General features: G+C 74.8%; 10 protein-coding genes. 6 read left to right on the top strand and 4 right to left on the bottom strand.

The genetic code is table 11. The annotated features are described in order from the left end of the window. The coding region (locus KBX39_RS17700; RefSeq protein WP_210871586.1) for a 5'-nucleotidase C-terminal domain-containing protein at positions 1-546 on the top strand (546 nt) is incomplete at its 5' end. A gap of 39 nt (positions 547-585) precedes the next feature. Here KBX39_RS17700 and KBX39_RS17695 read toward each other — a convergent pair. Next, positions 586-771 carry a hypothetical protein gene (locus KBX39_RS17695; RefSeq protein WP_223201055.1) on the bottom strand — a complete coding sequence of 62 codons (186 nt, stop codon included), beginning with the start codon at positions 769-771 and terminating at the stop codon, positions 586-588. A gap of 95 nt (positions 772-866) precedes the next feature. Here KBX39_RS17695 and KBX39_RS17690 point away from each other — a divergent pair, with 95 nt between their 5' ends. Beyond that, positions 867-1,901, top strand: a complete 1,035-nt coding sequence (locus KBX39_RS17690; protein ID WP_043323948.1) for an NAD(P)-dependent alcohol dehydrogenase — start codon at positions 867-869, stop codon at positions 1,899-1,901. Positions 1,902-1,911: 10 nt separating this feature from the next. Here KBX39_RS17690 and KBX39_RS17685 read toward each other — a convergent pair whose 3' ends face one another. Together KBX39_RS17685 and KBX39_RS17680 are read right to left on the bottom strand one after the other, a co-directional pair. Then, the gene (locus tag KBX39_RS17685) at positions 1,912-2,703 is read right to left on the bottom strand and encodes a DUF2785 domain-containing protein (protein ID WP_043323946.1); all 792 of its coding nucleotides are present in this window, start codon (positions 2,701-2,703) and stop codon (positions 1,912-1,914) included. 9 nt (positions 2,704-2,712) lie between these two features. Further along, positions 2,713-3,858, bottom strand: a complete 1,146-nt coding sequence (locus KBX39_RS17680; protein ID WP_104112608.1) for a geranylgeranyl reductase family protein — start codon at positions 3,856-3,858, stop codon at positions 2,713-2,715. Between the two features lie 136 nt (positions 3,859-3,994). Between KBX39_RS17680 and KBX39_RS17675 the strand changes: the two genes are divergently transcribed. Both KBX39_RS17675 and KBX39_RS17670 read left to right on the top strand, forming a co-directional pair. Beyond that, positions 3,995-4,231 (top strand): hypothetical protein, encoded by a 237-nt coding sequence (locus tag KBX39_RS17675; protein WP_043323944.1) that lies wholly within the window; start codon positions 3,995-3,997, stop codon positions 4,229-4,231. Between the two features lie 7 nt (positions 4,232-4,238). Beyond that, on the top strand, positions 4,239-5,666 hold the full coding sequence (locus KBX39_RS17670; RefSeq protein ID WP_233607689.1) for an MFS transporter: 1,428 nt from the start codon (positions 4,239-4,241) through the stop codon (positions 5,664-5,666). Here the strand turns inward: KBX39_RS17670 and KBX39_RS17665 are convergent. Next, the gene (locus KBX39_RS17665; protein ID WP_210871584.1) at positions 5,639-6,196 is read right to left on the bottom strand and encodes a helix-turn-helix domain-containing protein; all 558 of its coding nucleotides are present in this window, start codon (positions 6,194-6,196) and stop codon (positions 5,639-5,641) included. The genes KBX39_RS17670 and KBX39_RS17665 overlap by 28 nt on opposite strands. A gap of 71 nt (positions 6,197-6,267) precedes the next feature. On the opposite strand from KBX39_RS17665, the gene KBX39_RS17660 reads away from it, so the two are divergent. Together KBX39_RS17660 and KBX39_RS17655 are read left to right on the top strand one after the other, a co-directional pair. Then, complete coding sequence (locus KBX39_RS17660) at positions 6,268-6,609, top strand: hypothetical protein (protein ID WP_210871582.1); 342 nt, start codon at positions 6,268-6,270, stop codon at positions 6,607-6,609. Beyond that, positions 6,606-7,438, top strand: an 833-nt coding sequence (locus KBX39_RS17655) for an alpha/beta fold hydrolase (protein WP_210871580.1), incomplete at its 3' end; no start/stop codon positions are given. The genes KBX39_RS17660 and KBX39_RS17655, both read left to right, overlap by 4 nt.

The raw sequence follows: 7,438 nt of genomic DNA, 5'->3' as shown, positions 1-7,438 counted from the left end.
GTGCTGTCCATCGCCGCGCCGTTCAGCCGTACCGCGGTGTTCCCGCAGGGCGACGTGCGCATCCGCGACGTGGCGGGCCTCTACGTGTACGACAACACGCTGGAGGCGGTCGTGCTGACCGGCGCCGAGGTGAAGGCGTACCTGGAGTACTCGGCGAAGTACTTCGTCACGCTGCCGGCGGGCGCGCCGGTGAACCCGGAGACGATCAGCGACCCGGCGGTGCCGGACTACAACTACGACGTGTTCTCCGGCGTCGACTACGACATCGACATCGCCAAGCCGGTCGGCCAGCGGGTCACCCGGCTGGTGCTGGCCGGCACCGACACCCCGGTCGCGGCGGACGCCCGGTTCGTGGTGGCGGTGAACAACTACCGGCGCAGCGGCGGCGGCAACTTCCCGGGCATCGTGAAGACCCAGGTCTACAACGCCCAGCAGGAGATCCGCCAGCTGCTCATCGACTGGGCGCAGGCCAAGGGCGTCATCGACCCGGCCGACTTCTTCGTACCCAACTGGAAGCTGGTGCGCGACGGCGTGCCGGTCTTCTGACCGTGCGGCGACGGGGTCCGGGCCGGTGCCCGGACCCCGTCAGCCGCCCGCGCGCAGGTGCCACTCCGACTCCCCGCCGACCGGGTCCGGCCGGTCCGGCGGGGTCTCGGTCTCCACGGACCCCGTGAGGTCCTCCGGGCGTACCCGGGCCGGCAGTTCGCCGAAGCGGACGTGCCGCAGGAACGCGTACTCCTCGTCGGTGAACGACTCGGCCGGCTCACTCATGACCGCATTGTGCGCCCGCCCGTCCCGTCGGCGCATCAACCACCACGGCAGGGGTATGCCGCCGCGACGACCGTCGGTGACGAGGTGGGGGAGACATGCGCGCAGTACGGATGACAGCGCCCGGGGTGCTGGAGCACACGGAGGTGCCCACGCCCGAGGCCGGCCCCGGTGAGGTGCTGCTGCGCGTCGGCGCGGTCGGCGCCTGCCACTCCGACCTGCACATCCTCGACGCTCCGGCCGGCGTGTTCCCGATCCCGATGACCCTGGGGCACGAGATCGCCGGCACCGTCGACACGGTCGGCGCCGGGGTGGTCGGCTGGTCGCCCGGAGAACGGGCCGCGGTCTACGGGATCATCGGCTGCGGCCGGTGCCGGGCCTGCCTGCGGGGCGAGGAGAACCGCTGCCGGGTAACCCCGGTCGGCGGCATCGGGCTCAGCCGCGACGGCGGGCTCGCCGAGTACGTCGTGGTTCCCGCGTCCCGGCTGCTGCCGGTCGGCGACATGGACCTGACCCAGGCCGCGCCGCTCACCGACGCCGGGCTGACGCCGTACCACGCGGTGGAGCTGGCCCGGCCCCGGCTGCGGCCCGGCACCACCTGCGTGGTGATCGGCATCGGCGGGCTGGGGCACATGGGGTTGCAGATCCTGCTCGCCACCACAGCGGTACGGATCGTCGCGGTGGACACCAGCACCGCGGCGCTGGACCTGGCCGGCCGGCTCGGCGCGCACCACGTGGTGCAGGCCGGCCCGGACGCGGTGGAGAAGATCCGTGAGCTGGTCGGGCCGGCCCCGGACGGCGCGGACGTGGTGCTCGACTTCGTCGGCGCGCAGGCGACCCTGGACACCGCCCGGCAGGTCGTCGCCACCGGCGGTCAGCTGCTGCTGGTCGGCCTGGCCGGCGGTACGCTGCCGGTCCGGCCGGTCGCCGACGAGCCGCCGCCCGTGCCGTTCGAGGCCGCTGTGGCGGTGCCGTTCTGGGGCACCCGGGCCGAACTGCACGAGGTGATCGCGCTGGCCCGCGACGGCCGGCTGCACGCCGACGTGCAGACGTTCCCGCTCGCGGAGGCGCCGCAGGCGTACGAGGCGCTGCGCCGGGGCGACGTGCACGGGCGGGCGGTCATCGTCCCCTGACCGGGGGCGTTCAGCCGTGCTGGAAGACCGGGGCGAGCACCTCGGCCAGGCGTGCCTTGACCGCGTCGCGGTGCGGCTGCGGCAGCGCCGGGGCGTCCCGGCTCGGCCCGATGCCGGTGTCCAGCAGCACGTACAGCGCCCGCAGCGTCCGCATGCTGTTCGAGGCGTGCGCGGGTGTGGTGCCCCGGGGCAGCGCGGCGAAGCTCGCCGCGACCGGGTCCAGCCAGCCGAGCGCGTCGGCGCCGGACAGGCCGGGCCGGGCCAGCACCAGTGCGATCGCGCGGGCCAGCCGGTCGTCCTCCTGTGCGGCGAAGAGGTGCCCGGTCGGCGCGACGAGGCGGGCCGCGGCCAGGTCGAGCATGCTCGCCGGGTCGACCGACGGGTGGCGGCCGAACGTGGCCAGCAGGTCGGCGCCGTGGGCCACCGCGTGCAGCCAGCCGAGCGTCGCGTCGTACCCGCGCAGGTCGGTCTCGGCCGGGTACCAGGCGCGGAACGCGGCCGGCCAGGCCGGGTCGAGGTCACCCCGGCTGACGATCATGTCCAGCACCAGCGGCGCGAACGTGCGGGCCTGGATCTCCGGGTCGGTGAACCGCTCGGCCATGATCGCGCCCAGCTTCGCCCGGCGGCCGGCGTCGATCACGTCCCGGGCGATCCAGGTGCGCAGCACCACGTAGGGCGCGCCGTCCCGGACCGCCGGGTCGGGGTCGCGCAGCGCGGCGGCGAGTTCGGCGACGAGGTCGTCCAGGTCGCGGCCGTCCGGCACCGCGAAGTCGCGTTCGCAGACGAGATCCCAGTCGGTCACCGCGCCAGGTTAACCGGCCACGGCCCGCGCCCTCGCGGGCAGACGGTCGAGCACCGCGAGCCCGGCGCGTACCGGCCGCCGGTCGAGCATCTCGGCGAAGCTCGCCCGGCCCTGGCAGAACCGGACGAACATCCGCCAGCCGGGCGGGCTGGCGAGCATCGCGTGGAACACGTCGGGCCGCCGCTCGAACGTCTCCAGCAGCCGGTGCCCGGCGCGCATCTCCGGCGTCAGCCGCCGGCCGACCTCCCGGGCGTACGCGCCGAGGTCGCCGCCGGCCACCGCCTCCCCGGCCAGCCGGCCGGAGCGCAGCGCGTAGCTGATCCCCTCCCGGCTCCACGGCTCCAGCAGCCCGGCCGCGTCGCCTGCGACCAGCACCCGCCCGTGGCGCAGCGGCGAGTCGTCGGCGCGGCAGCGGGTGAGGTGACCGGAGTCGTGCTCCGGCGTCACCCCGGACAGTCCGAGCCGGTCGGTGAAGTCGCGCAGGTAGGCGCGGGTGCGGTCGCCGTCGCCCCGGGCCGAGATGACGCCCACGGTGAGCCGGTCGCCCTTGGGGAACACCCACGCGTAGGAGCCGGGCAGCGGCCCCCAGTCGAGCAGCACCCGGCCCCGCCAGCGTTCCCGTTCGGCACCGTCCACCGGCAGTTCCAGTTCCAGGCCGAGGTCGACCTGGCGGAAACGGACACCGACGTGGCGTGCCGTGACGCCGGAGGAGCCGTCCGCGCCGATGACGGCACGGGCGCGCACCACCTCGCCGTCGGCCAGACGCAGGCGTACCTCGTCGGGGTCCTGCTCGACCGCGCGGACCGCGACGCCCTCGCGGACCTGAGCCCCGGCGGCGACGGCGGCGGCGCGCAGCCGGTCGTCGAACTCCTCCCGGCGGATCATCGTGACCAGCGGCGACGGGTGCCGGCGGGTGAACGCGCGCCGCCCGTCGCGGGTGAACGTGATCCGGTCGACCCGGTCGTGGGCGGGCACCTCGAGGCGGTCGGCGACCTCGGCCAGCGAGGTGCCGATCAGGCCGCCGCCGCAGGTCTTGTACCGGGGGTGGGTGGCCCGCTCGACCACGAGCGTGCGGACGCCGGAGCGGGCCGCGGCATGCGCGGCGGAGAGTCCGGCGGGCCCACCGCCGACCACGACGAGATCCCAGATGATCACTGGTGCAGCCTAGGGCACCGCCGTGCCGCCCCGCCCGGCACGACAGTCGAACGGGTGAGCATCATCGCGGCCCGTCCGGGTAACCGCCGGTCGCCGCCGTCCGCGGGTCGGACGGTCCACGCCGAGGAGGGAAGCGATGCCTCAGGTCCAGCTGTCTGCGGTCGAGGAACGGGTGTACCAGGCGGTGTCCGCGCTGGAGGTGCAGGGACACGTCCCCTACCCGGACCTGATCGCCCAGGAGACCGGGATGACCGAGGAGGAACTGCGCGAGCCGCTGCACTCGCTCACCGAGCGAGGGCTGCTGCACCGCGAGGACTCCCCGATGTCCGGCCTGGACTTCGGGCCGCGGTGGTGCGCGCGCCAGGTGGCGTGATCGGATCGTGCCGGACACCGGGTACGACGATCGGCGTCGCTGGCGCGCGCTGAGCGTCGGCCTGATCGCGGCGTTCATGACGCTGCTGGACGTCAGCATCGTCAACGTCGCGGTGCCGTCGATCGACCGGGCGCTGCACGCCACACCGAGCGATTTGCAGTGGGTGCTGTCCGGGTACGCGCTGACGTTCGGCCTGGTGCTGGTGCCGGCCGGGCGGTTCGGCGACGCGCGCGGGCGGCGTACCGCGTTCGTGGTCGGGGTGGGCCTGTTCACGCTGACCAGCGCGCTGGCCGGGCTGGCCCGCTCGCCGGAGTGGCTGGTGGTGGCCCGGCTCGTCCAGGGCGCCGCCGCCGGTGTGGTGAACCCTCAGGTCAGCGGCATGATCCAGGAGCTGTTCCGGGGCGCCGACCGGGGTCGCGCGTTCGGCCTGCTGGGCGCGACGATCGGTATCTCCACCGCCGTGGGGCCGCTGCTCGGCGGCCTGCTCATCCAGCTGGGCGGCGCGGAGCACGGCTGGCGGTGGGTGTTCTTCGTGAACATCCCGGTCGGGATCGTGGCGATGCTGCTCGGCTGGCGGCTGATGCCGACCCGGGCGACGAACCCCGCCGGGCGGGGCCGCCTCGATCCACTCGGCGTGCTGCTGCTCGGCGCCGGGGTGACGGTGATCCTGCTGCCGCTGGTGCAGCGGGAGCAGTGGCGGGGCCCGGGCAAGTGGCTGCTGATCCCGGTCGGCCTGCTGCTGCTCGCCGGGTTCGCGCTCTGGGAGCACCGGTACGCCCGGCGCGCCCAGCCGCTGTTCGACCTGCGGCTGTTCACGGTGCGCTCGTACACGCTCGGCGCGCTGATCGGCCTGATCTACTTCGCCGGGTTCACCGCGATCTTCTTCATCTTCACGCTCTACCTGCAGATGGGGCTCGGCTACAGCGCGCTCGTGGCCGGTCTGGCGATCACGCCGTTCGCGCTCGGTTCGGCGCTCGCCTCCGCGCTCGGCGGCCGGGTGGTCACCCGGTACGGCCGTCCGCTCGTCGCGATCGGGCTGCTGGCGGTGGTGGCCGGGCTGATCGCGACCGACCTGGTGCTGGCGGGCGGGCCGCACGACAACGTGCCGCTGCGGACCGCGCTGCCGCTGCTCGTCGCGGGGCTGGGCAGCGGCCTGGTGATCGCGCCGAACCAGACGCTCACGCTGTCCGAGGTGCCGGTGCCGATGGCCGGCAGCGGCGCGGGCATGCTGCAGACCGGGCAGCGCATCGGCTCGGCCGCCGGCATCGCCGCGGTGGGCGCGCTGTTCTTCTCCACGATCGCCGACGACCACGGCGACTGGGGTACGGCGTTCCGCCACTCACTGCTGCTCGCCGCCGGGATCATCGTGCTGGCGCTGGGTGCCGCCGTGGCGGACATCGTGGCCGGTCACCGGCGCTCGGCGGGCCGCTCCTGATCGGCGCCGGGCAGCAGCACGGTGGTGAGCAGCCGCCGGGTGCGGCCGGGCCCGGGGCCGAGCGCGGCGTACTCGGCGAACAGCTCGCGGAACCGGGTGACGAACTCGGCGGCCTCGGCGTCGGTGGCGTGGAACGCGTTCTGCCGGTAGCCGGCCACGTCGCGGGCCAGGTCGGGGTCGCCGCGGTCGAGGTAGCCGTCGAAGTCGGCGAGCAGGCCCGCGACGAAGGTGAGGAACGCCTGGCGGTGCCGTTGCAGGCTCATGGCCCGGGCCTCGTCCGGGTCCACCGACGCGGCGGCCTCGTGGAGCCGGTAGCTGCGCTCGACCGCGCCGCGGGCGCGCCGCTCCCCGACCGTGTGCAGCACGCCGTTCTCGGCGAGCGTGGCGACCTGCCGGTAGAGCGTGGCCGGCGGCACGTCGCTCAGCTCGCTGCGCAGGTCGGCGGTGGTCAGCGTGCGGCCGCCCAGGAACGCCTGGACGATGCGCAGCCGGACCGGGTGCATCAGCAGCTCCACGGTGTCGAGTGCCACAGTGGCTCCCCTTTTTGTTATCGCCTCAGGTAATGTTCTCATCGACGATAACAGAACCGAGGAGCACGCCGATGGCCACCATCGACATCACCCCCGACCGCATCGGCGTCCGGCTCACCACCGCCGAGAAGATCTGGGCCCTGCGCGGCGACCTGTCGTTCCCCCGCTCCGCCGTCGCGGGCGCCGTCGTCGTGCCCGACGGGGCGCGCGCCACCCGCGGCATCCGGGTGCCCGGCCTCGGCGTGCCCCGCACGCGCAACGTCGGCACCTGGCGCGGCAGGGCCGGCAAGGAGTTCGTCAGCGTCCGCGGCGGCCAGCCGGCCGTCCGCATCACCCTCACCGGCCAGGCGTACGACTCCCTGCTCATCGGCGCCGACGACGCCTCCGCCCTGGCCGTGGCGGTGCTGCCGTGACGATCGACCGTTCGCTCGTCGTCGACTCGGGCGAGCAGCGGCTGTCCGGCACGCTCACGCTGCCCGACGGCGCCGGAGGGCACCCGGTGGCGCTGCTGCTGCCCGGCTCCGGGCCGATCAACCGCGACGGCGACCACCGCCGCCTGCCCCTGGGCATCCAGCGGCACCTGGCCGCAGCGCTCGCCGGGGCCGGGATCGCGGTCGCCCGGTACGACCGGCGGGGCGTCGGCGAGAGCACCGGCGAGTTCCTGCGTACCGGCTTCTTCGACAACGTCGACGACGCGGCCGCCGTGTTCGCGGCGCTGCGCGACGACCCGGTCGTGGACGCCGGACGGATGTTCCTGGTCGGGCACAGCGAGGGCGCGCTCACCGCTGTCGCGCTCGCCGCGCGCGGCGTACCGGTGGCCGGCCTGGTCCTGCTGTCCGCGCCCGGGCGCACCGGCGCCGAGGTGCTGCGCTGGCAGGCCGGACGACTGCTGCCCACGCTGCCCGCGCCGGTACGCCTGGTGCTCCGGCTCACCCGCACCGACCTGGTGACGAAGGTGGCCCGCAACCACGAGAAGATCCTCGCCACCGACAAGGACGTGGCGTGGGTCGGCGGGCAGCGGCTCAACGCCCGCTGGTTCCGGGAGTTCCTGCGCTACGACCCGCGGCCGGACCTGGCCCGCGTCGACGCGCCGATCCTCGCGCTCACCGGCGACAAGGACCTCCAGACCGACCCGGCGGACCTGCCGGTCATCGCCGCGCACGCGGGCGGGCCGGTGCGGACCGGCGTGCTGCCGGACGTCACCCACGTGCTGCGGCGCCAGCCCGGTCCGCCGTCGCTGCG

This window comes from Micromonospora sp. D75, assembly GCF_018070405.1.
Classification (GTDB): domain Bacteria; phylum Actinomycetota; class Actinomycetes; order Mycobacteriales; family Micromonosporaceae; genus Micromonospora; species Micromonospora chalcea.
This window is presented reverse-complemented; position numbering and strand designations above follow the sequence as displayed.

Excerpts from the sequence above, each read along its gene's own strand:
- KBX39_RS17695 (WP_223201055.1), bottom strand. The coding sequence starts at position 771 with ATGAGTGAGCCGGCCGAGTCGTTCACCGACGAGGAGTACGCGTTCCTG.
- KBX39_RS17690 (WP_043323948.1), top strand. The coding sequence starts at position 867 with ATGCGCGCAGTACGGATGACAGCGCCCGGGGTGCTGGAGCACACGGAG.
- KBX39_RS17675 (WP_043323944.1), top strand. The coding sequence starts at position 3,995 with ATGCCTCAGGTCCAGCTGTCTGCGGTCGAGGAACGGGTGTACCAGGCG.
- KBX39_RS17660 (WP_210871582.1), top strand. The coding sequence starts at position 6,268 with ATGGCCACCATCGACATCACCCCCGACCGCATCGGCGTCCGGCTCACC.